A 21,698-nucleotide genomic window follows, 5' to 3' on the forward strand; every position below is an offset into this window, starting at 1 on the left:
TGAGAATCGGTCGATAAGGGTGTTTTCGTCGGCTACAGCCGCTTCGACACGTACGGACCGTCCTGGTGGTAGCCGAGTTTCTCCTTGTAGTACTGCCGGACGCCGATGCCCGAGATGACCGAAATCTTGTCGTAGCCGGCGTCGCGGGACAGTTCTTCGGCGTGCGCGAGGAGCTTCTTCCCGTAGCCCTTGTGCTGCCAGTCGCCGTCGGCACCGATGCCCGCCTCGGAGCCGTAGACGTGGAGTTCACGGACGAGCGCCGCGTCCTGCAGTTCGCGGCGGACCGGGTTGCCGGGGAACCGGAGGCGACAGAACCCGACGAGCAGGTCCTCGACGGGGTCCTCGAACGAGATGAAGTGCTCCGTGCCGCCGGCGACCTCGTAGGTCATCACGTCGAGTTCGATGCGCTCTGGGTCCGGGTCGGCCTCGTTCATGCCGACCTCGCGGGCGCGGATGTCCCGCTGGACGATACCTCGTTCCTCGGCGCGCTGGGCGGCCAGTTGTCGGAGGTTCGACTTCCAGACGCCGGCGTCGATGAAGTCCGCGGGGATGTCCCGCTGGACGCGCTGGAGGCGGGTGTACTTCGGAATCATGCCCATGACCTCCGCGACGATGTCGGCGGCCTCCTCGTTGTTCAGCGGTTCGTACTCGTCGCGCCGCCACATGTCGTAGGTGATGGTGTCGCGGACGATGAGCGTCGGGTAGATTTTGAGGTAATCGGGGCGCCAGTCGCTGTTTTCGAACAGCTGACGGAAGTCCTCCAGACACATCTCCTTGGTCATGCCCGGCTGGCCGGGCATCATGTGGAAGCCGACCTTGAACGCCGAGTCGCGGAGCCGGCGGTTGGCGTCGATAGAGGCCTGCACGCCGTGGCCGCGGTGCATCTCGCGGTTGATGCGCTCGTAGGTCGTCTGGACGCCGACTTCGACCTTCGTCGCGCCCAAATCGAGCATCCGGTCTATCTGCTCGGGGTCGCACCAATCCGGCTTCGTCTCGAAGGTCGTCCCGATGTTGCGGATGTCGTTCGTCTCGTTCTCGGCGATGACGTCCTCGATGTACTTGAACTCGACATCCTCGGGGTCGGGCTTGAACGACCGGTCTTCCGCCGGTTCGGGCTCCTTGTCGAGGTCGTAGTCGTTCATCGCTTCGAGCGCCCGCTTGACGAACCACTCCTGGTAGTCGTGGCTCCGGGCGGTCATCGTCCCGCCCATCAAGATGAGTTCGACCTTGTCCACGGGATGGCCGATGTGTCGAAGCTGTTCGAGTCGGAGCGTGACCTGCCCGTAGGGGTCGTAGTCGTTCTGGACGCCGCGGGCGGCCGCGGGCTCGTGGCCCGTGTACGACTGCGACGAGGAGAACTCGCTGGCGGGCCCGCCGGGACAGTAGAGACACTTCCCGTGGGGGCACATGTGCGGCGAGGTCATGATGGCGACCGGCGAGACGCCGGAGGCGGTCCGGACGGGCTTTCGCTGGACGACCTCTTTGACCTCCTCGCGGCGGTCTTCCGGGGCGTACTGCAGAATCTCGACGTTCTTCGGAACCTTCGGCGAGGAGTGTTCCGAACAGGCGTCGAGCTTTGCCGATTCGAGGCCGTCGCGGTCGACGTCGCCCGCGAGGATGCGCTCGACGAGCGCCTCGCAGGTCCGTTCGAACGCCTCGGACTCCGTCTCGGTCTCGGCGCTCACGGACACACCTCCCGTTCGGCGACGCGGTGGCGGTTCATGGGCGCGAATCGGGTCGTTTCGTGGATAAGCGTGTCGCTCGGGAGGCTGGAATACAGCCCTCCGTCGAACCGCGCGAGGAGGAGTCTGGATTGCGGCTTAGAACTGCTCGGCGGCGGCGTCGAGGACGGCTTCGAGCGCCTCGTCGCGCGCGCCGGTCAGGAACTCGATGCGACCTTCGCGGATGCCCGCGGCGGCGAGGCCGGCGGCGGGCGCTTTCTCGGCGGCCGACTCGACGACCGCGCGGAGGTCGAGGTCGCCCGTCGAGCGCAGGTAGAGTTCGTCCATGCCGAGCGCGACGGTCACGAAGGCGTCACCCTCGCGGGTGCGGCGGTGGAGTTCGTCCACGAGCAGGCCCGTCGGCGGGAAGTCGAAGCGGTGACTGTAGGCGTCCGAGTCGAGGACGGCCACGGAGATTGCGCCGACGTCGCGGCGTTCGAGGTTCGCCTGCGCCGTCTCGATTTCGTCTTCGAGCTTGATGCGGAACTGCTCGGAGACGTGGCCGGCGAGGCCCTCGTCGGCGTCGAACAGCAGGTCGGCGATGAGTTCGCGCTTGTCCTGATAGGACTGGTAGTAGGCTTCCAGCGCGACGGCCTCGCGGAGTTCGCGGACGCGGTCGGCGTCGAAGCCGTGGGACTCGGCGAGGTCGAGGTACTGCTGCGGGCAGTTCTCCCAGTAGCTGACGGCGGGGAGGTGCGACACGTCGTCGCGGATGTCCTCGTTGACGGCGACCGAGAGCGTGGAGGCGAGCGCGCCGACCGAGAGGTCGCGGGCGTCGGCTCCCTCGCGGGCGGGGTTGACGAGCACGTCGACTTCCTCGGCGACCTCGTCGTCAGCGGGCGCGGCGTCGACGACGACGCGCTCGGAGCCGTAGACGCCGAGCAGGCCGAGGCCGTCGAGGGACTCGGCGGTCGAGCCGGCACCGAGGAGAAGCACGAGCGGGAGCTTCTCGTCGTGGCGGTCGCGGTCTTCGAGCATCCGCGTCACGTCGTTCGTGGCGGCGTCCATGCCGTAGACGGCCTCCTCGAGCGGGCGACGGGTGAAGTAGTGGTACTCGGCGTCGTCGCGGGGGTGCTCCTCGCGGATGAGCGGGAGCACGGCGCGCTCGACGGCGGCGCCGGCGACGTAGCCGTCGGCGGTGGCCGTGTGGCGGACGACGATGGGTCGCGATTCGAGGACGGCGCGGCGGATGGCCTCCGCGGCGTCGAGCAGCGACTTGCCGACGGCGGCGACCGGCTCGTGGGCCGCGAGGGGCGCGACGGCGTCCGGTCGGGCCTCGTCCGAGAGGGCGTCCGCGAGGCGCTGGGCCACGGTATCGGCCTCGTCGCCGTCGAGAACCGTCAGCTCCTCGGTCTCTATCTGCAGTTCGCCGCGGCGGCGCTCGACCTCGCCGTCGATGCGGACGTAGTCGCCCACTTCGACTTCGGGGTACGCGCGGACGCCGGCCTCGACGAAGGCCGCGCAGTCGGCGATGGCCGTCTCGTCGCGGAGTTCGAACACCGTCGGGCCGCCGGTCTGGCGGACGCTGGCGATTTCGCCCTCGACGCGAATCACGTCGCCGACGCGGTCGTCGATGCTGGCGAGGGTCACGCGCTCCGCCTCGTCGGCGTCGGCGTCAGCCTCGGTCTCGGCTTCCTGCTCGGCGTCGGTGTCGTCCTGCTCGGGCGCCGACTCGGACTCGGGTTCGCTTTCGGGTTCCGCTTCGACGTCCTGCTCGGACTCGCCGTTGACGGCGATGTCGTCGACGACGTCCCCGGCGGTCGGCGCGCGGTCCTCGTCTCCGGCGTCGGACTCGGACTCGGACTCGGACTCGGACGCGGCGTCCTGTTCGGACTCGGGCTCGGCTTCGACCGTCTCGGACGACGTGCTCGCGCCGACGGGCTTCGTCGTCTTGCCCGTCTTCGGGCGCGTCTTGACGGTCGCTGGACCGCTGCTCTCGGCTTCCTTCTCGACGGGCTGGCCGTCGGCGTCGCCGTCGGGGTCGTGGATGCGAGCGCCGCGGAACTCCGAGTCGGACTGGCGAATCGACCAGCCGAGGTCGATGTTGCCGTTGTCGCGGACGTTCTTCACCTGGACGAACACCTCGTCGCCCGGCTCCCATTCGAGGGATTCGAGGCGGCGGTCGAGTTCGCTGCGGTGCAGTAATCCGGTCACGTTCGAAGCGAGGTCGACGAAGACACCGAAGTCGGCGTACCCGTCGACGGTGCCTCTGTAAAATCGGCCGGGGACGAGCTGGTGGGGGCTATTGCCCCGGAATTCGAACCAGACGTCCTCCTCGTGCGTAATCCAATCCATTGCGTTGAGCAAACAACCCCTAACTAAAACGATTGTCGAAAAACGCTCAGGGGAGATTTGCGCGTGTGCGGGCGAAAAAACGGCGCTCCGTCGGTCGAAACGCGGGAATTCGAGGCGCGGTTCGGCTCAGACGAGCGCGAGCGCCGCGGCGAGTTCCGAGACGGCGCGGAAGCCGCCGAAGGCGTAGCCGAAGACCACGCCGGCGGGGACGGCCGCGGCGAGCGCCGCCTTCGGAACCGTCGTCTGATGGACCTCGCTGATGCCGACGACGAGGAGCACCGCGCCGTAGGCGGCGCACAGCGCGCGGACGCCGGGAATCGGGAGGCTGGCGAAAGCGCACGGCGCGGCGGCGTAGGCGATGACCTGCACCGTCTCGCTCACCCCCGCGCGGCGGGACAAAAGCGGGATGAGAAGCGCCGTCTGGATGGCCGCCGTCAGGTGGAGGAGCGCCGGCGCGACGAACAGCGCGACGACGAGCAGGGCGACGAGCGCCGAGACGAGCGGGCCGCCCTCGATGGCCGGAATCGTCGCCGGCGCGAAGGCGAACCCGAGGCCCTGATAGACGAGCGCCACCGCGATGGCGAACACGAGGCCGGGCGCTTGGTCGCCGGGAGCGACGCCGTCCCGGAAGAACTGGCGGGGGCGGACGACCACGGCGACCCACGCGCGGAGGATGCCGGTCGGTCCGCGGTCGCGGCCCTCGCGTGGGGTTTCGACCCAAGTAGTCACGCTAGCCTCTAGTCCCGCCGGAGGGTATGACAGTTCCGGCACCGCGCCTCGTAGGACTCCTCCGCGCCGACGAGGATGGTGGGGTCGTCAACGTGCGCGGGCTCGCCGTCGATGAGTCGCTGGTTCCGTGTAGCCGGCTCGCCGCAGACGGTGCAGATGGCCTGGAGCTTGTCGACGTACTCGGCGAGCGCCATCAGTTGGGGAACCGGGTCGAACGGTTCGGCGCGGAACGTCTGGTCGGTCCCGGAGACGACGACGCGCTTGCCGTCGGCGGCCAGCGCCTCGCACACGTCGACCAGCTCGGCGGAAAAGAAGTTCGCCTCGTCGATTGCGACCACGTCCTCGCCGTTGAGTTCCTCGGCGATTTGCCAGACGCCCTCGCCCTCGGAGGGGACGACGCTCGCCTCCCACGAACGACCGGCGTGAGAGCCGACCGTCGTCTCGCCGTAGCGGTCGTCGAGCTGGGGCTTGAACACCGAAATCTCCTGTCCCGCGATTTCGGCCCGGCGGAGGCGTCGGAGGAGCTCCTCCGTCTTCCCCGAGAACATAGAGCCGGAGATGACCTCTATCCATCCGCTCTGCGTGATGGCGTGCATATCCTGACTGGGGGACGAGGAGGGTCAAAACGATTGTTCATCTGCCGCGACGGTCGGGAGTCGAGACGGGTCGGTCCACCGAACCCGCGCCGCGTTCGAAACGGCGCGTGGCGACTTCTCAGTCGTCCGCGCCGACGTTCTCGCCGCTTTCGAACGTCGGTGGCTCGGGCTCGATGTTGGCGTAGACGACCGCGTCGCGGCCGAGTCGCTCGACCCGCTCGCGCAGGTCCTCGCTCGCGAGGTCGTCGCCGTCGAACGACGAGGAGACGCGGGGGATGGCGACCTGATGGGGGAGCACCCACGAGTTCAGCGACCGGCAGACCGACCGGAGGTGTTCGAGGGCCGTCACGGGAAACGACCCGCCGGCGACGGCGAGGAGGCCTACGGTCTTCTCGCCGAACTCGTCGAAGCCGCAGTAGTCGAGGGCGTTCTTGAGGACGCCGGAATACGAGCCGTGGTAGACCGGCGTGCCGAGGATGACCGCGTCCGCGCCGTCGACGACGCGGACGAGTTCGGCCGAATCGCCCTGCTCGTCGTAATCGGCGTCGAGCGGCGGGAGGTCGTACTCGCGGAGGTCCACGAGTTCCGTCGTACCGCCGGCGGCCGACGCGCCGGCGAGGGCGTGTTCGAGCGCCAATCGGGTGTAGCTGCGGTCGCGGAGACTGCCGCAGATGGCGACCACGTGTGGCTGCGTCATACCCTGTATCTCCGAGAGCGCCGTGAAAATCTCGTCGGCCGCAGTCGAGCGTGTCGGACGGGCACAACACACAGGAGCCCGGACCGCGAAAACCAACCGTGAACGTCGTCTTCCACGTCTCCAGCGCCGACCTCGGCGACTGGCGACACGCCATCCGCAACGTCCGAAACCTGCTCGACGACGAGACGGTCGAGACGGGCGAGGTCACGCTCCTCGCCAACGGCGACGCGGCGCTCCTCTTCCTCGCCGACTCGCCCGTCCGCGACCGCCTCGACCCGCTGTTCGAGGCCGGCGTTCGCTGTTGCGCCTGTCGGAACTCGCTCGACGGCCGCGGGTTCGACGCCGACCGACTGGCCGACGGCGTCGAGGTCGTTCCCTCGGGCGTCGGCGAGCTCGTGGCGCGACAGGCGGCGGGCGACGCCTACCTGAAGGTGCCGTAGGAATCGGCGCGCGTCACCTCGAACCGACGAACTCCCGGAGCACCGTCGCCTCGGCCTTTCGGAGTAGCTCGCCGGCCGTGCTCGTCGAGCAGTCGAGCGCGTCAGCCACGTCCGCGACCGACCCCTCGCGAGGGATTTCGTAGTAGCCGGCCGACACCGCGGTCTCCAGCGCGGCCCGCTGTCGGTCGGTGAGCTGCGAGGGGGACCGCCGCCGGTCGAAGGGCTTCACGCGCTCGACCGTGAGGTCGCCGAGCGCCGCGATGTCGTCGTAAAACGCGCTAAGCGCCGACACCTCGCCGACAGCCTCGAACCGGACGGAGCCGGTGGCGTGGAACACCACCGGCGGGAGGAATATCACTCGAGCGTCGGCGACGACCCCGAGAAGCGGGTCCGCGAACTCGTAGTCGCGCTGGTGGAGGAAGCCGTAGGTCCCCTCCGCTCCCTCGACGAAGTGCGCCCGAACGAGCGAATCGACGCCCGAAACGAGCGCGTCGGCCGCGTCTCGGTCGCCGTCGAACCAGAACAGCGTCGTCGCGTCGGCCGTCGGACTCCACATCAACAGCTCCGCCCGGTCGACCGGCGAGTCGCGCATCATCCCGCGCTGGAGCGGGTGGACCAGCCGGTCCGGGTAGTCGACCGAGAACTGGGCGTGTTTCATTCCGTTCGACCGACCGTTTTTCGGTCCGGTATATCAAACGCGGTGGTGCGATTCGGCGGCGGCGGTCGGCCCCGGCGGGCCGTCCGAAGCGTCCGAGTCGAGCGATCCCGCGGCGCGGCGCTGCTCGTCCAGCACGCCGGGGGCACTCCGGAGGAGCGTCCGGAGGTGGTCTGCGCCGCACACCTCTCGAAGCCGAGCCGCGGGAACCTCCGATTCGAGGCGTCTAGCGCCGGCTATCGGGACGTTCGTGTCGGCGTCGCCGTGCCACAGAGACACGCCGGCCTCGATGTCGGCAAAGGGAATCCCCCACGGCGCGGCCGCGGCCCGGAAGTCGTCGAGGACGCCCCGCCGCGAGCGACTGACCGCCGCCACGAAGTCGTCTCGGACCAGCGCGGCGACCCCGTCTGGAACCGCTCCGGTCGCGTCGTCGGCCGTGTACTGCGCGGCGACGAGCGAGGGGTCGAGCCTCCCGGCGAGCCACGCCTGCCCGCGGAAGAGATAGTTGAGGACCGCCGGCGCGTTCGTCGCCAGCCACGACAGGAGCCGTTGCGTTCGGGGCGTCTCCTCGCTCGCTTCCGGTGGAACCGCCCCCGCGACGACGCTCACGTGCCGAACCCTGTCCGGCCGCGCCGCCGCGACAGCCAGCGCGTCGCGGCTCCCGCCGGAGAACGCGACCAACCCCGCCGACTGCGCGCCGATGTCGTCGAGAAGCGCGTCGAAGAACTCCGCAGGTGCAGGTGTCGCGGGTCGCTGGCTCGGGCCGTCCGATTCTTCGGGTGTCGGGCGCGGCGACGAACAGCCGTAGCCGGGTCTATCGGGCGCGAGGACTCTGATTCCGCGTTCCTCGGCCGACGCGTCGAACAGTGCCCCGAGCAGATGCGACCCCGGCGCGCCGTGGAGAAACACGACCGGGATGCCGTCGGAATCGCCGTACTCGGCGTATGCGAGTCGCCTCCCACCCTCCAGCGCGAGGGTCTTCGATTCGGCGGATTCGGCGACTTCGCGAGGGTCGAACGACGACGCGTCGCGTGTTGGCATCGAGTGTACGTAGTCGGAACCGAGGGGTGCGACTGGTGCCGGACTAGTGCGGTGGGATAAATACGAGCGGCGAGACGACCGCGACGAGACAACCGTGGCGAGCGCCATCGACGGAGCGCGGGCTACTTCGCCAGCGAGACGCGGACGCCGTCGTCGCCCTCCGCGACGTCGACGAGGCCGTCGGATTCGAGGTCGTCGACGAGGCCGCGGAGCCACTCCGCGCCCGTGTCGCCGCCGTAATCGACGCGGACCCGCGGCCCCAACTCCGAGAGACCGAGTTCGTCGTACTCGCCGAGCACCCTGACGACTCGACCGCGGAACTGCCGCCTGCTCCCTTCGAAACTCGGCTGTGTCGGCACGTCGGGCGCGGTGAAGTCGCCCGTCTCGTAGGCGTGACAGAACCGCCGCCACGGACAGCCGGACTCGTCACACGTCGGCGTCTTCCCGCAGGCGACCCCGCCGAGTTCCATGATGGCGTTGTTCCAGACGCGGGACTCGCCGTCGGGCATGAGTTCCGAGGCGGCGGCCTCGAAGGCCGCGTCGTCGTCGGGGACCGCGAAGGCGCGGTGGAGGACCCGCTTGACGTTGGTATCGACCACCGCGTCGCCGTTGTTGAACGCGAAGGAGGCGACCGCGTTGGCGGTGTAGGGGCCGACGCCCATCAACTCCGAGAGGCCGTCGGGCGTCCGTGGGAACTCGCCGCCGTGGTCTTCTTCGACCTGCCGGGCGGCCTCGTGGAGGTACTTCGCGCGGTTGTTGTAGCCCAGTCGGTGGTTCGTCCAGAAGCCCACCACGTCGGCGCGGTCGGCCGCCGCGAGGTCGGCCGTCGTCGGCCACTCGTCGAGGAACGCCTCCCACGCCTCGACCACGCGGCCGAGTTGGGTCTGCTGGCTCATCACCTCGGAGACGAGAATCTCGTAGGGGTCGTCGGTGCGCCGCCACGGGAAGTCCCGGTGGTCGGCCTCGTACCACTCGGTGAGCGCGGACTGGACTGCTTCGCGGTCGAGGTCGGCGGGGAGTTCGGACGGCGCGTCGCTCATCGCCCCGGCTTGGGACGGCCCGCGTTTAGCCGTGGCGATGCCGAACGGTTATCAGACGACCGCGTTTATCAGGTCCACTTCGTACGTGGTTCCCTCGTACTCGACGAGCGGGGCACCGTAGCCGGTCGCTCTATTCTCCGATATCTCGTCGAGCCGGTCTTTGAGCGCGGCGAAGTCGTCGGAGAGCGGTTCGCACTCGTCTACCTCGCCGTCGATTGCGCGCTCGAACACCGCGCGTTCGGCGTCCGAAAGGTCGTCGAGCGGAACGACGAGTTCCCCGTGAACGAACGCGACGAACGCCGCCCTGTCTTCGCCGACTTGTTCGAGCGTGTATCTGTTGGTCTCTTCTGTGACGGTTCGCGTCTCTCCGACGGTGACCTCGAACGGTCGCCCATCGTACCGTATCCAGACGGTCCCGGCGTCGACGAGTCGGGACTCGGAACCGTCCGGATAGACGTACGCGTATCCGCCGACCGAGAATCCTCGCGGACCGTCGCCGTTCTCGAAATTCTCGCTCGGATACGCGGCGAGGAACGCCTCGCGGTCGGCCTTCGGGAGTTCGTCGAAGTCGAAGACCGTCGCCCCGGTCGTCGGCGACTCGTTTCGGTCGTATTCGATTCCGACTTCGCGGGCGGTGCGTTCTCGCGTCTCGATTCGCTCGCGTTCGACGCGGTAGTACGCGCCGTCGTGTTCGACGTAGTCGCCCGAATCGAGCGGGAGATGGCGGTACGTACTGTACGTGGCCTCGCCCTCGCTGACCGCAGTTGCGACGAGACGCGACACCGTGTCAGCGTGCTCGTGGAAGTCCTGAGTCACGGTATCGACCAGTTCGGGGTCGGAGAGTGCCGTCGCTTCGAGCGAGTAGCTGGAGGGACAGCTATTGCCGGGGAGCCCGCCGAGACAGCCCGAGAGAAGGGCCGAACCGGCCGCGAGCCCGCCGAGGAGGGACCGTCGGGAGAGTTCCGAGGACATGCACGGAAATTGCCGGATTACCAGTAAGTGTCTTCTGTCGGGAACCGTCGACCGGGCGGCGGGACGCACGGCGGACAGATACCGCGGTCGAAACGCGTATCCCCGTGACGACCCCATCGCCGGGCGATGACGCTCGACGAACTCACAGACGACGTTGACGCGGCCTACGGAGACCTCGGCGACAGCCTCGACGTGTCGCTCGACCGCGAGACGCGACACGAACTCGCCATGCTCGTCGCTCTGTTCGACCCCGACGACGCCGACGAACTCGTCCGCCGGGCGGTCCACGCGCTGTTCCAGTCGGAACTCGACCGCGGACAGCTCGACTTCCACCTCCGGCAGGGCTACGACGTGACCTACGACGAGTACCTCGCGGGGATGACCTACGAGGAGATGACCGGGCAGTCGCAGGCCCCGCCGCGGGACGACGTGCGCCGCTACCAGATGTAACCGCGGTCGAGACGGGGCGAACCGACTCAGACGATTTCGGCCTCGATTTCGACGCCGTCGGTGCGGCGGTAACGGTGGGAGCCGTCGTCGCCGTCGCGGACGACCTCGAACGCCCGGAGGAGCACCACCAGTCGTTCCTCGCCGAGGTTGGCGCGGAGGACGACGCCCTCGCCGGTGACGACCACGTACGGCGGGGCCGCGACGGGCGGCGCGGCCATCGGTCTGCCGGTGGCCGTCACCGCGTCGGCGAGGGCTCGCGGCAGTCGAGAGAGCGCGCCGGAGCCGTCGAGCGCGCGCCTGAACGGCGGCATGACGCGCTCGCGGTCCGCCACCGAATCGCCGTCCCACTCGGCGGCGACGGCGGTGGCGCACTGGCCGACGACGGTCAACAGTCGCTCGTGTTCGTCGCGGAGCACGCGAGCGGCCTCCTCGGCGAGTCCAGCGTGGGGTGTCGCGTCAGTCACGAACCGAGGTGTGTCGTCACCGTATAAAAAGCTCCGCGAGTACGCCCGTCACTTCCCGGACGCTTTTTGCCGGCGCGGGCCGCCAGTACGCACATGGAACTCGCCGCCATCGAGGAACTCATCGAATCGCACATCGAGGACGCCGACGCGACGGTCTCGCGGCCGCGAACGGTCGACGAGAACCACGAGGACGACCACTACGCCGCTGTCGTCGTCTCGCCCGCCTTCGAGGGGAAGTCGCTGGTCAAGCAGCACCAACTCGTCTACGACGCCCTCGGCGACCACATGACGACGGACATCCACGCGATGGAACTGAAGACGTACACGCCCGAGGAGTACGCGGCGCTGGAGGAGTGAGCGAACCGCCGCGACCGACGTACTGAGCGAACGGCGAACCGACCGAAAAGAATCCGACTCGACTGAATCCGGCTGAACCCGACTGAACCCAACGGCCCGCTCAGAGGTTCGCTTCCGGCGCGTCGAGGTCGGCCGACTCTAACGACCTGTTCTGGAGCGTCTCGCCGGTGGTCGCGTCGAACAGGTGAACCGCGTCCTCGGGGATGCGGGCGACGACGGACTCGCCGGCTTCGACTCGGCGCATCCCGCCGACGGTGGCGACGAAGCGGCGCTCGCCGCCGAGTTCGAGGTAGACCGCGTTCTCGTTGCCCATCGGTTCGACCACGTCGACGGTCGTCTCGTAGGCGTGGTCCGCGGCCGCGTCGTCGATGACTTCGACGTCCTCGGGGCGGATACCGAGGGTGACGCGCTCCGAGCCCTCGACCGCGTTCGCGGACTTCGCCGAGAGTTCGTAGGAGAACGCGTCGCCGACGAGTTCGTCGCCCTGCACGTCCATCTCGAAGAAGTTCATCGACGGCTCGCCGATGAAGCCCGCGACGAAGCGGTTCGCCGGGCGGTGGTACGCCTCCAGCGGCGTGGCGACCTGCTGGAGTTCGCCGTCGTTGAGGATGGCGATTCGGTCGCCCATCGTCATCGCCTCCGTCTGGTCGTGCGTGACGTAGACGGTGGTGACGCCGAGGTCCTCCTGCAGGCGCTGGAGCTCCGTCCGCATCTGCGAGCGGAGCTTGGCGTCCAGGTTGGACAGTGGCTCGTCCATCAGGAACACCTCGGGGTCGCGAACGATTGCGCGCCCGAGCGCGACCCGCTGTTGCTGGCCGCCGGAGAGTTCGCCGGGCTTGCGGTCGAGCAGGTCGGCGATACCGAGCATGGACGACGTCTCCTCGACCAGTTCGTCGATGTCGGCGTCGGCCATGTCGGTCGACTCCTCCAGCCCGAAGCGCATGTTCCCGCGGACGGTCATGTGCGGGTACAGCGCGTACGACTGGAACACCATCGCGATGTCCCGGTCGCGCGGCGGGCGGTTGTCCATCCGGTCGTCGCCGAGGCGAATCTCGCCCTCGGAGACGGTCTCTAACCCCGCAATCATGCGGAGCGTGGTCGATTTCCCGCACCCCGAGGGACCGACGAGAACGAGGAACTCGCCGTCCTCGATGGTCACGGAGGCGTCGTCGACGGCGACGACTTTGGAGCCGCCGTCGTCGAAGAACTTCGATACGTGGTCGAGCGTGAGGTCAGCCATGGGTCTGTGTGCGTGTCGTGGTGGTCGTCTGCGATGCGACGAGGGAGGTACGGGAGCGGCGGAAGCCGACCGCGCCGCGTGCGAGTCGGCTCATGTGCCGCCCGCGACCCCCTTCGCGAACTTGTCCCCGAACAGGACGTAGACGAGCAACGTCGGCAGGGCGGCGACGAACGCGCCGGCCATCTGCGTGTTGAACGTCTGGATGATGCCGCCGGTCAGTTCGTTGAGCGCGATAGTCGCCACCGCCGCGGGGCCGGACCCCGAGGGGATGATGATGAGCGCGAACAGCAGGTCGTTCCAGACCTGCGTGAACTGGTAGATGAGCGTCACCGCGAACATCGGCATCGAAAGCGGGAGCACGATGCGGCGGTAGACGGTGAACGCGCCCGCGCCGTCGAGGCGAGCGGCCTCCAGCATCTCCGTCGAGAGCTTCTTGTAGTAGCCTCGGAACAGCAGCGTCGTGATGGGAATCCCGTACGCCGTGTGGGTGATGATGAGGTTGATGATGCTCGCGTAGTGCGGGTGGGTGGCGAGTTCGACCGTCCCGAGGACGGGCACCTGCGCCGAGAACACCGTGATGTCGAGAACCGGCGCGAGCAACGACTGCGTGTCCACGATGGCCCAGAGCCGCGACAGCGGGATGAGCACCGCCTGGTACGGGATGAAGATGCCCGCGATGAACAGCGCGACGACGCCGAGTTGGCCGCGCCACTCGAAGTTCGTGAGTCCGTACGCCGCGAAGCTGCCGAACAGCGCCGACAGCACCGTCGCCGGCACGGCCAGCATGATGCTGTTGAGGATGGCCGACGACAGCGTGTCGATGGCGACGCCGAACGGTTCGAGCGTGAAGCCCTCGACCGTCGGCGGCACGAACGGCGGCGACGTGGCGAACTCGGCTTCGGTCTTCAGCGCGGTCATCAGCCCCGATTCGAGGGGCGACAGGTAGAACGCCACCAGCCCGACGAGCGTCGCGTAGAGGGCGACGCGAAGCGGGTCGACGGCTTCGAGGTCGACGCCGACGCGCTCCGCGAGGTCGTCGCGGACGCTCATAGTTCACCCCGCCGGTACTCGCCGTAGAGGTACGGCGCGACCACGGTCAGCGCGACGACGAAGAGCACCACGGCGATGGCGGAGCCGTAGGCCCACTCGTTGGCCGAGAAGGCCTGTCGGTACATCATCGTCGAGAGGATGTCCGCCGTCGGGCCCGGGTTGCTCCCGAACAGGACGTACAGGAAGTCGAACGCCTTGAGCGCGAACACCATGAGGACGACCGCGGCGCTCACCGTCGAGGCGCGGAGCTGCGGCAGGATGACCCGCCGGTACATCCGGAGGATGGACGCGCCGTCGACCCGCGCGGCCTCGTACTGGTCGTTCGGAATCGCGCGCAGACCGGCGAGGTAGACGACCATCGCGTAGCCGCTGAACTGCCAGAGCAGCGCGAAGATGACGGCGAACAGCTTGAAGTAGAACGTGTCGGGGACGAGCGGTATCGCCCCGAGCGCGCCCGTGTCGATGCTGCCGGTGAGCCACTTCGACGCGACGAAGTCGAGGCCGATTCCCCGCAGGAACGCGTTGATGAGCCCCGAGTCGAAGTTGTACATCCACCGCCAGAACACCGCCGTCACGACGAACGACAGGCTGAACGGCAGGAGGTAGACGGTGCGGAACCAGTTTTCGAACCGGATGCCGCGGTCGACGAGGATGGCGAGGCCGAGCCCCCCGGCCAGCGAGAGGCCGGTAAACGAGATGAGGAGCACGAACGTGTTCCGGGTGGCGATCCAGAACTGGCCGTCCGAGAAGGCCCGCCGGTACATCTCCAGGTCGAACGTCGAGGGGTCGTACGTCGGCAGCGTGAGCCCGCCGAAGTCGGTGAGGGAGATGACGATGTTCCAGCTGATAGCGCCGTAGACGAAAAATCCCATCAGCAGGAACGGCGGGAGCCAAAACGGCGCGGAGCGGACCGCGTCGCTCTCGCGGAGCGACGATAGCGCCGACCCGAGGTCGGAGTCGCCCCCGGCCGTTTCGCTCCCCGCGGCGGCCGTCCCACCGTCGGTTCGAACCGGCGGACCGCCGTCTCGCAGACGGTCCAGGAGTCGCTTGAGGATGTGAGTTGACATAATCGGAAATGGGGGAGTGTTCCCTTACTGGAACGCCGACTGCACGGCGCTGTAGGCCGCCTCCACGTCGTAGTTGGAGATGAACGAGGCCATCGCGTCCTCGAACGCGGTGAGCGCGTCGGGGGCGACCGCGAGGCCGTGCTGAATCGAAAGCGGCTGGGCCTCGGAGTTGGAGAAGTCGTCCATCTGGTTCTGGAGGAACGGTCCGAAGGCGTCCTGCGGCACGTCGGTGCGCGGCGGGATGGAGCCCTTCTTGGGGTTGAACCGCTCTTGGGCGTCGACCGAGCCGACGTAGCGGAGGAACGCTTTCGTCGCCTCGGGCGACGGGTTGTTCGTCGGCATCGGGAACGAGTCCATGTTGAGCGAGTAGAGTCCCTCGGTACCCGGGAACGGGACGTGGTCCCAGTTGGACTCGTACTCGAAGCCATCCTGCCCGCGGTACATGCCCGCGGCCCAGTCGCCCTGGTGGAAGAACGCCGCGTCGCCCTCGATAATCTTCGAGTTGGCATCCTGCCACGAGATGGAGCCGGCGTCGTTCGGGTAGTACTCGGAGTACTGCTTGACGATGTCGAGCGAGTCGCGGACGGCGTCCGCGTTGGCCTCGACGTTACCCGCGGTCACGTCGGCGTACACGTCCGCGCCGTACTCGCCGAGGAGCACCTGCGCCCAGAGCTGACCGGTCGACCACGCGGAGTTCGTCTGCTGGGCCATCCCGACGTAGCCCGCCTCGTCGACGGTCGCCATCGCGTCCACGAGGGCGCTCGGCGAGTCGATGCTCGCGGGGTCGACGCCCGCGTCCTCGACGACCTCGACGTTGTAAAAGAGGTTGTTGAGGCGGTGGATGTTCAGCGGGACCGAAACGTAGTTACCCGCCGGTTGCGCCGCCTCCTGGGGGCCGTCGAGGTAGGTGTTCTTCATGTCGTTGTGGTCCCAGACGGACTCCTCGATGTCCTCCAGCTTGTCGGCGTCCGTGAAGGGCTGGAGGTTCGCGCCGGGCCACGCCTGCCACGAGCTCGGCGGGTCGTTGTTCAGGATGCGCTTTTTGATGACCGCGCGGAGGTTCTGTCCCGCGCCGCCCGCGACTGGGTTCTCCGTGAGTTCGATGTCGGGGTGCTGCTCTTCGAAGCCCTCGAACAGCGCCTGCACCGCCGCGCCGCCGTCGCCGCCGGTCCACCAGTGCTGCACTTCGAGCGCGTTGTACTCCGTCGAAGAGTCGGAGTCGTCACCGCTCGTCTCCTCGGTGCTCTCGGAGTCGCCGGAACTCTCCGTGGACTCCGTCGTCGACTCTCCGCCGCCGCCGGTACAGCCCGCGAGGAACGTCGCGGTTCCGGCACCACCGGCCAGTTTGAGATACGTGCGTCGAGAAACGTCGTCCGAATCAGGTGTGTCAGTCATGATTGTTGGTCCGTGACAAGTCCAGACAATGAATTTTACACGATTTACTTAAGACTTTCCAAATCAACAATTCGAAATCGAGTAAATTTTTTTGTCATCAGAAAACTGGTTGGTCAGAATCGCTAGACTGCGTTTACATACGGTACAAATTAATAACTATTCAAACATGAGTAAATGTTCATGAACGAGGGGCGGGCGCACGGACCAATGGATTTTACCCCCTGCCAAAACGACCCCCGAGCCATGAGCGACGATGATTATCGAATCGAGCGGGACAGTCTCGGCGAGATGGAAGTTCCTGTCGACGCCTACTGGGGCGCACAAACCCAGCGGGCGGTCGAGAACTTCCCCATCTCCGGTATCACCTTCGGGCGGCGCTTCGTCCGCGCGCTCGGCGTGGTGAAGAAGGCCGCCGCGCAGGCCAACCGCGACCTCGGCATGATAGACGAGGACGTCGCGGCCGCCATCGTCGAGGCCGCCGACGAGGTCATCGCCGGCGAACTCGACGACCAGTTCCCCGTCGACGTGTTCCAGACCGGCTCCGGGACCTCCTCGAACATGAACGCCAACGAGGTCATCGCCAACCGCGCCGCGGAGATTATGGGCGAGGGCATCGGCGACCGCGTCGTCCACCCGAACGACCACGTCAACTTCGGTCAGTCCTCGAACGACGTGATTCCGACGGCCATGCACGTCGCGTCCCTCGAAGCCGTCGAGAAAGACCTCCTCCCCGCGCTGGAGACGCTCGCCGAGGCGCTCGGCGACAAGGAAGACGAGTTCGACGGCGTCGTCAAAACCGGTCGCACTCACCTGCAGGACGCCACGCCCGTCCGCCTCGGACAGGAGTTCGGCGGCTACCGCACGCAGGTCGAAAAGGGCGTCCGCCGCGTCGAGAACGTCCGCGAACACCTCGGCGAACTCGCGCTCGGCGGCACCGCGGTCGGCACGGGGCTGAACACGCACCCCGAGTTCCCGGCGAAGGCCGCGGAGTACATGTCCGAGGAGACCGGCGTCGAGTTCCGGGAGGCCGACAACCACTTCGAGGCGCAGGCGGCCCACGACGCGATGAGCGAGGCCCACGGCGCGCTCCGCACGGTCGCCGGCTCCCTCAACAAAATCGCCAACGACCTCCGCCTGCTCGCGTCCGGCCCGCGCAACGGGCTCGGCGAACTCGAACAGCCGGAGAACCAGCCCGGCTCCTCCATCATGCCCGGCAAAATCAACCCGGTCGTCGCGGAGGCCGTCAATCAGGTCCACAAGCAGGTCGTCGGCAACGACGCCGCCGTCTCCGCCGGCGCCGCCGAGGGCCAAATCGACCTCAACCTCTACAAGCCCGTCCTCGCGCACAACTTCCTCGAATCGGCGAAGCTGCTGGCGAACTCCTCCGAGGTGTTCGCCGAGCGGTTCGTCGCCAAGCTCGAAGCCAACGAGGAACACTGCGAGACGCGGGTCGAACAGTCGATGGCGCTGGCGACGGCGCTCAACCCCGCAATCGGCTACGACAAGGCCTCGAAGGTCGCCAAGAAGGCGCTCGCGGACGGCAAGAGCGTCCGGCAGGTCGCCGTCGACGAGGGCTACCTCACCGAGGCGGAGGCCGACGAGGTGCTCGACCCCGAGAAGATGACCCATCGCGGCATCCTCGGCGACGACTGAGCCCGGTCGGAAAAGCAGTCCACTTTTTGATACGTCGGGGCGAGCGGGTGGACGTCCCGATTCGAGTCGCGCGCTCGACGATTTCAGTCGGTTCAGTCGTAGAGACGGTTATATTTACTCGGCTCGCGGTAGCAATCGCACTCCGGCACCGCCGTGACAGTCACCCCCGAGTGAAGAACTGTCACGAAATCTCGAAAATCGGTATTTTGAAGCCTGATTTTGACGATTATACCAGTATGGCCGGACTGCAAGAGCAGCGGGCCCGCGGGCGAGACATGTTGGAGTGTCGAGGTTGTGGGGCCGTATTCCCGGAGGGACGAGCGACGAACGACGGGTGGACGTACGTCTGTCCCGAGTGTGAACAGGTCGAAGGTATCGGCGAGGGGCTTCGTCGCCTCTGACGGCAGACTGAATCCTTTTTTACTCCCCCCGAACGCAGGGAGTAGCAATGACCGACTACGACTACGACTACGAGGACCTCGGCCTCGTGGCTGGGCTGGAGATTCACCAGCAACTCGACACCGAGACGAAGCTGTTCTGCGGGTGTCCGACCGACCTCCGCGAGCCCGACGAGGCGGCGCGCACGTTCACGCGCTTCCTCCACCCGACCAAGAGCGAACTGGGCGAACTCGACGACGCCGCGCTCGAAGAGAGCCGCGTCGAACGCGAGTTCGAGTACCTCGCCTACGACTCGACTTGTCTGGTCGAAGAGGACGACGAGCCGCCGCACGAACTCGACCACGAGGCGCGCACGGTCGCCATGCAGATCGCCGAACTGCTCGACATGAACGTCGTCGACGAGGCGCACGTGATGCGCAAGCTCGTCATCGACGGCTCGAACACCTCGGGCTTCCAGCGCTCGTCGCTCATCGCGCAGGAGGGCGAGATTCAGACCAGCGAGGGCCCCGTCTCCGTCGTCGACCTCATGCTCGAAGAGGAGTCCGCCCAGCGGGTCGAAGAGCGCGACGACGGCGTCCTCTACAGCCTCGACCGCCTCGGCATCCCGCTCGTCGAAATCGGCACCGGGCCGGACATCTCCTCGCCCGAGCAGGCGCGCGAGGCGGCCCAGACCATCGGCATGCTCCTGCGCTCGACGGGCACGGTCAAACGCGGCCTCGGCACCATCCGGCAGGACGTGAACGTCTCCATCGCCGACGGCGCGCGCGTCGAAATCAAGGGCGTGCAGGCGCTCGACCAAATCGACGAAATCGTCCGCTTCGAGGTCGGCCGACAGGCCGAACTGGTCGAGATTCGCGACGAACTCCAGTCGCGGGACGCCTCGGTCGGCGACGTGGCCGACGCGACCGACGTGTTCGAGGACAGCGATTCGGGCGTCATCCGCGGCGCGCTGGACGCGGGCGGAAAGGTCACGGCCGTCCCCCTGTACGGCTTCGACGGCCTCGTCGGCCGCGAACTCCAGCCCGACCGCCGCCTCGGTACCGAACTCTCCGACCACGCCAAGCGCCACGGCGCGGGCGGCATCTTCCACACCGACGAACTCCCGGCCTACGGCGTCACCGAGGCCGAGGTCGAAGCGCTCCGCGACGCCGTCGACGCCGGTCCCGAGGACGCGGTCGCCATCGTCGCCGACGACCCCGAGACGGCCGACCTCGCCATCGACGCGGTCGCCGAGCGCGCCGCCGTCGCCATCGAGGAGGTCCCCGAGGAGACCCGCGGCGCTAACGACGACGGGACGACGCGCTACCTCCGCCCGCTCCCCGGCGCGGCCCGGATGTACCCCGAGACGGACGTGCTCACCGTCGACCTCGACCCGAGCGACGTTGAGACGCCCGAACTCCTGACCGAGAAGGTCGACCGCTACCAAGACGAGTTCGGCCTCGACGCCGGCCTCGCGGAACAGGTCGCCTACGGCCGGAAGATGCCGCTGTTCGAGGAGGCGGTGGACGCCGGCATCGACGCGACGTTCGCGGCGGGCCTGCTCGAATCGACGCTGACCGAACTCCGCCGCGACGACGTGGCCGTCGCGGGGCTCACAGACGACCACCTGCTCGCGGTCATGCACCTCGTCGAGGACGGCGACCTCGCCAAAGAGGGCGTCAACGACGTGCTCGCCACCATCGCCGAGGACCCGAGCCTCACGGCCGAGGAGGCCGTCGAGGAGGCCGGACTCTCCGGCGTCTCCGAGGACGAGGTCCGCGAGGCCATCGCGGAGGTCGTCGAGCGCAACGCCGACCAGGTCGAAGAACAGGGCATGGGCGCGTTCTCCGCGCTCATGGGCGAGGCGATGGGCGCGCTCCGCGGCAAGGCCGACGGCGAGATCGTCAGCGACGTGCTCCGCGAGGAGATTCAAAAGCGGGCCTGAAGCCGTCAGACCGCACCCGGTTTTTCTCCGTTCTCACGTCGTCGAGCGCCCGCCACCGCGGACGAACCGCCGCCAGCCCCACCGGCCCGCGTACTCGACGCCGGCCGCGACGAGGAGAAGCGCCAACAGCGCCGGCCCGACGATGAGGAACATCCCGAGCGCGTCCGTCTCGCCGCGGACGTGGAGGAACGCCCACCAGACGAGTTCCGTGACGCCGAACAGGCCGACGAGCGGCGCGACCAGTCCCCGGCGAGCGAACAGCAGGGCCGCGACGACGACGAACCCGGCGAGCAAGAGGAACGAGAACCCGACGAAGCCCGCCGCGGCCAGCGAGTCCTCGACGAAGCCCGAGGGGAACGCGTCGGTGGCGAGTCGCGCCGCGGTCCAGACGGCGAGCGTGGCGACGGCGTAGCCGCCGCCGAGGAGCGCGGGTATCAGGGAGCCGCGGGCGCTCCGAGCGCGAGTCGCGTAGACGACGCCGACGGTCGTGAGCGCGGCGGCGACGGCGACGACGTGGGTGAGAAGCCAATTACCGAGCACCGGGTCGGGTGAGCCGGGCATCTCACCGCACCTCGATTCGCGTCATCGACTCGTCGGCCATCGCGGCCAGTCGCTCGACGCGCTCGTCGGTCGAGGGGTGGGTCGAAAGCAGGTCCGACACCGGGTCTTCGACCTCGACCTCGCCGTACACCCACAGCGGCGACAGGCCGAACCCCGGCCGAGCGGCCCGCTCTAACTTCCGCAGGGCCGACGCGAGCGCCATCGGCTTGCCCGTCACCTCGGCGGCCCGCGCGTCGGCCGCGAACTCCCGCTTTCGCGACTGCGACCGGACGAACACGGTGAGGCCGAAGCCGAACAGGCCGACGAACTCGTCCAGTCGGAGTCGGAGCCGCCCGGCGAGCGTCTCGTGCCACGACCCCGGCCGGCCGCGCATCCACGCCGAGCCGAGGGCGACGCCCGTCGTCAGGAACGTCACCGGCGAGACGAACAGGTAACCGACGCCGACGACCGTCTGGAGGACGCTCGCCACGAGCGACTGGACCAGCCCGTCTTTCCGTTCGAGGTGCGCGAGTTCGTGCGCGAGCAGCGCCTCGAACTCGTCGGCGTCGAGGAGGCGAAACAGCGCGGCGTCGAGGACGACCACGTCGCGACCCATCGGGTCGAGCGCCATCGCGTTCGGCGCGGAGAAACGCGCGAGCTTCAGCGTCGGCGGGTCGAGGTCCATCCGCTCCGCGAGGCGGTCGCGCAGGCGGTGGACCGACGGCGACTCCCCGGGCGACATGTCCCGCGCGTCGAGTTGGCTGAGCAGTCGCACCGTGCCGAAGCGGAAGCTCAGGTAGCCGAGGACGACGGCGACGACGACGCCGACGACGGCGGCGGTCAGGGGGTCCGGGCGAAGCCGCCACAGCGTCACCACCGCGAACGCGCTGAGCGCGCTGAGCGAGAGGTAGAACGCGAGGACGACGACGCCGACGACGACCATCGGGAGGCGAGAGCGGCGCGGGGGCGATGC

General features: G+C 68.0%; 22 protein-coding genes. 6 read left to right on the top strand and 16 right to left on the bottom strand.

Features of this window, described 5'->3' with window-relative positions; genetic code table 11:
• Positions 1-32 precede the first annotated feature (32 nt).
• The 5 genes from ABY42_RS14310 to ABY42_RS14330 form a co-directional block, all read right to left on the bottom strand.
• On the bottom strand, positions 33-1,691 hold the full coding sequence (locus ABY42_RS14310) for a tRNA uridine(34) 5-carboxymethylaminomethyl modification radical SAM/GNAT enzyme Elp3 (RefSeq protein WP_004974351.1): 1,659 nt from the start codon (positions 1,689-1,691) through the stop codon (positions 33-35).
• 129 nt (positions 1,692-1,820) lie between these two features.
• Positions 1,821-4,016, bottom strand: coding sequence for a DHH family phosphoesterase (locus tag ABY42_RS14315; RefSeq protein WP_050459819.1), 2,196 nt, complete (start codon positions 4,014-4,016; stop codon positions 1,821-1,823).
• 126 nt (positions 4,017-4,142) lie between these two features.
• Positions 4,143-4,670: a YIP1 family protein gene (locus ABY42_RS14320; RefSeq protein WP_081605193.1), complete on the bottom strand. Its 528-nt coding sequence runs from the start codon at positions 4,668-4,670 to the stop codon at positions 4,143-4,145.
• An 83-nt stretch (positions 4,671-4,753) separates the two neighbouring features.
• The gene (locus ABY42_RS14325; protein ID WP_007273309.1) at positions 4,754-5,341 is read right to left on the bottom strand and encodes a thymidine kinase; all 588 of its coding nucleotides are present in this window, start codon (positions 5,339-5,341) and stop codon (positions 4,754-4,756) included.
• Between the two features lie 118 nt (positions 5,342-5,459).
• The gene (locus ABY42_RS14330; RefSeq protein ID WP_004974340.1) at positions 5,460-6,038 is read right to left on the bottom strand and encodes an NADPH-dependent FMN reductase; all 579 of its coding nucleotides are present in this window, start codon (positions 6,036-6,038) and stop codon (positions 5,460-5,462) included.
• Positions 6,039-6,136: 98 nt separating this feature from the next.
• Here ABY42_RS14330 and ABY42_RS14335 point away from each other — a divergent pair, with 98 nt between their 5' ends.
• Positions 6,137-6,478, top strand: coding sequence for a DsrE family protein (locus ABY42_RS14335; protein ID WP_004974337.1), 342 nt, complete (start codon positions 6,137-6,139; stop codon positions 6,476-6,478).
• A gap of 13 nt (positions 6,479-6,491) precedes the next feature.
• On the opposite strand, the gene ABY42_RS14340 is transcribed toward ABY42_RS14335, so the two are convergent.
• From ABY42_RS14340 to ABY42_RS14355, 4 genes are all read right to left on the bottom strand, one after another.
• The gene (locus tag ABY42_RS14340) at positions 6,492-7,136 is read right to left on the bottom strand and encodes a helix-turn-helix domain-containing protein (RefSeq protein ID WP_004974336.1); all 645 of its coding nucleotides are present in this window, start codon (positions 7,134-7,136) and stop codon (positions 6,492-6,494) included.
• Between the two features lie 33 nt (positions 7,137-7,169).
• Entirely contained in the window at positions 7,170-8,174 is a 1,005-nt protein-coding gene (locus tag ABY42_RS14345) for an alpha/beta fold hydrolase (protein ID WP_050459820.1), read from the bottom strand.
• A 122-nt stretch (positions 8,175-8,296) separates the two neighbouring features.
• Positions 8,297-9,214 carry an HhH-GPD family protein gene (locus ABY42_RS14350; protein WP_050459821.1) on the bottom strand — a complete coding sequence of 306 codons (918 nt, stop codon included), beginning with the start codon at positions 9,212-9,214 and terminating at the stop codon, positions 8,297-8,299.
• Positions 9,215-9,265: 51 nt separating this feature from the next.
• Positions 9,266-10,186 carry a hypothetical protein gene (locus tag ABY42_RS14355; protein ID WP_050459822.1) on the bottom strand — a complete coding sequence of 307 codons (921 nt, stop codon included), beginning with the start codon at positions 10,184-10,186 and terminating at the stop codon, positions 9,266-9,268.
• Between the two features lie 126 nt (positions 10,187-10,312).
• Here ABY42_RS14355 and ABY42_RS14360 point away from each other — a divergent pair, with 126 nt between their 5' ends.
• Positions 10,313-10,636, top strand: coding sequence for a hypothetical protein (locus tag ABY42_RS14360; protein WP_004969267.1), 324 nt, complete (start codon positions 10,313-10,315; stop codon positions 10,634-10,636).
• Positions 10,637-10,662: 26 nt separating this feature from the next.
• Here ABY42_RS14360 and ABY42_RS14365 read toward each other — a convergent pair whose 3' ends face one another.
• The gene (locus tag ABY42_RS14365) at positions 10,663-11,100 is read right to left on the bottom strand and encodes a hypothetical protein (RefSeq protein WP_050459823.1); all 438 of its coding nucleotides are present in this window, start codon (positions 11,098-11,100) and stop codon (positions 10,663-10,665) included.
• A 93-nt stretch (positions 11,101-11,193) separates the two neighbouring features.
• On the opposite strand from ABY42_RS14365, the gene ABY42_RS14370 reads away from it, so the two are divergent.
• On the top strand, positions 11,194-11,457 hold the full coding sequence (locus ABY42_RS14370) for a BolA family protein (protein ID WP_004974320.1): 264 nt from the start codon (positions 11,194-11,196) through the stop codon (positions 11,455-11,457).
• A 100-nt stretch (positions 11,458-11,557) separates the two neighbouring features.
• Here the strand turns inward: ABY42_RS14370 and ABY42_RS14375 are convergent, their stop codons facing one another.
• The 4 genes from ABY42_RS14375 to ABY42_RS14390 form a co-directional block, all read right to left on the bottom strand.
• A complete protein-coding gene (locus ABY42_RS14375; RefSeq protein ID WP_004974319.1) occupies positions 11,558-12,697 on the bottom strand; it encodes an ABC transporter ATP-binding protein in 1,140 nt (379 codons plus the stop codon).
• Between the two features lie 90 nt (positions 12,698-12,787).
• Positions 12,788-13,747, bottom strand: a complete 960-nt coding sequence (locus tag ABY42_RS14380) for a carbohydrate ABC transporter permease (protein ID WP_004974317.1) — start codon at positions 13,745-13,747, stop codon at positions 12,788-12,790.
• A complete protein-coding gene (locus ABY42_RS14385; protein WP_050459824.1) occupies positions 13,744-14,814 on the bottom strand; it encodes a carbohydrate ABC transporter permease in 1,071 nt (356 codons plus the stop codon). Before ABY42_RS14385 ends, ABY42_RS14380 begins: the two co-directional genes overlap by 4 nt.
• A 24-nt stretch (positions 14,815-14,838) precedes the next feature.
• Positions 14,839-16,209: an extracellular solute-binding protein gene (locus ABY42_RS14390; RefSeq protein WP_050459825.1), complete on the bottom strand. Its 1,371-nt coding sequence runs from the start codon at positions 16,207-16,209 to the stop codon at positions 14,839-14,841.
• A gap of 243 nt (positions 16,210-16,452) precedes the next feature.
• On the opposite strand from ABY42_RS14390, the gene ABY42_RS14395 reads away from it, so the two are divergent.
• The 3 genes from ABY42_RS14395 (at position 16,453) to gatE (ending at position 20,185) form a co-directional block, all read left to right on the top strand.
• Positions 16,453-17,862, top strand: coding sequence for a class II fumarate hydratase (locus tag ABY42_RS14395; protein ID WP_004974311.1), 1,410 nt, complete (start codon positions 16,453-16,455; stop codon positions 17,860-17,862).
• A 236-nt stretch (positions 17,863-18,098) separates the two neighbouring features.
• The gene (locus ABY42_RS20115) at positions 18,099-18,263 is read left to right on the top strand and encodes an HVO_2901 family zinc finger protein (protein WP_191965854.1); all 165 of its coding nucleotides are present in this window, start codon (positions 18,099-18,101) and stop codon (positions 18,261-18,263) included.
• A gap of 47 nt (positions 18,264-18,310) precedes the next feature.
• Complete coding sequence (gene gatE / locus ABY42_RS14400; RefSeq protein WP_004974308.1) at positions 18,311-20,185, top strand: Glu-tRNA(Gln) amidotransferase subunit GatE; 1,875 nt, start codon at positions 18,311-18,313, stop codon at positions 20,183-20,185.
• 33 nt (positions 20,186-20,218) lie between these two features.
• Here gatE and ABY42_RS14405 read toward each other — a convergent pair whose 3' ends face one another.
• Positions 20,219-20,746: a hypothetical protein gene (locus ABY42_RS14405; RefSeq protein ID WP_004974306.1), complete on the bottom strand. Its 528-nt coding sequence runs from the start codon at positions 20,744-20,746 to the stop codon at positions 20,219-20,221.
• Between the two features lies 1 nt (position 20,747).
• Positions 20,748-21,668 (bottom strand): M48 family metallopeptidase, encoded by a 921-nt coding sequence (locus ABY42_RS14410; protein ID WP_050459951.1) that lies wholly within the window; start codon positions 21,666-21,668, stop codon positions 20,748-20,750.
• Positions 21,669-21,698 lie beyond the last annotated feature (30 nt).

The sequence above is a fragment of the Haloferax gibbonsii genome (genome assembly GCF_001190965.1).
GTDB classification, from domain to species: Archaea; Halobacteriota; Halobacteria; order Halobacteriales; family Haloferacaceae; genus Haloferax; species Haloferax gibbonsii.